The sequence below is a fragment of the Oleiphilus sp. HI0061 genome (assembly GCF_001635675.1).
In genome coordinates this window covers 1-423 of sequence record NZ_LWFE01000782.1, presented here as the reverse complement: position 1 = coordinate 423, position 423 = coordinate 1, and the positions used below count along the sequence as shown (strand labels likewise).

At 46.6% G+C, this 423-nt stretch carries 1 protein-coding gene; it reads left to right on the top strand.

Annotated features, from left to right (window positions below; all coding sequences use genetic code 11):
• Positions 1 to 41: 41 nt before the first annotated feature.
• Positions 42 to 423 (top strand): 30S ribosomal protein S4 (rpsD, locus tag A3735_RS09540; RefSeq protein ID WP_082885849.1); only part of this gene is annotated, 382 nt, incomplete at its 3' end.

Below are 423 nucleotides of genomic sequence, written 5' to 3'. Positions count from 1 at the left end.
TGTCGCCCACCTAAGAAACGTCGCGTTTAGAGGATTAGCAAATGGCTCGTTATATTGGACCAAAATGTAAACTGTCACGCCGTGAAGGTACTGACTTATTTTTGAAAAGTGGCGCTAAAGCGCTAGATTCAAAGTGTAACTTAGAAACTGCTCCAGGTATGCACGGTGCTCGTCGCGGACGTTTGTCTGAATACGGTACCCAGCTACGTGAGAAGCAGAAAGTTCGCCGTCTATACGGTGTTCTTGAAAAACAGTTCCGTGGCTACTATAAAGAAGCTGCACGCCGTAAAGGCGCTACAGGTGAAAACTTGCTTCAGTTGCTGGAACAACGCCTTGATAATGTTGTATATCGTATGGGCTACGGTTCTACTCGCGCAGAATCACGTCAGCTTGTATCCCACAAGGCAATCGTTGTTAACGATC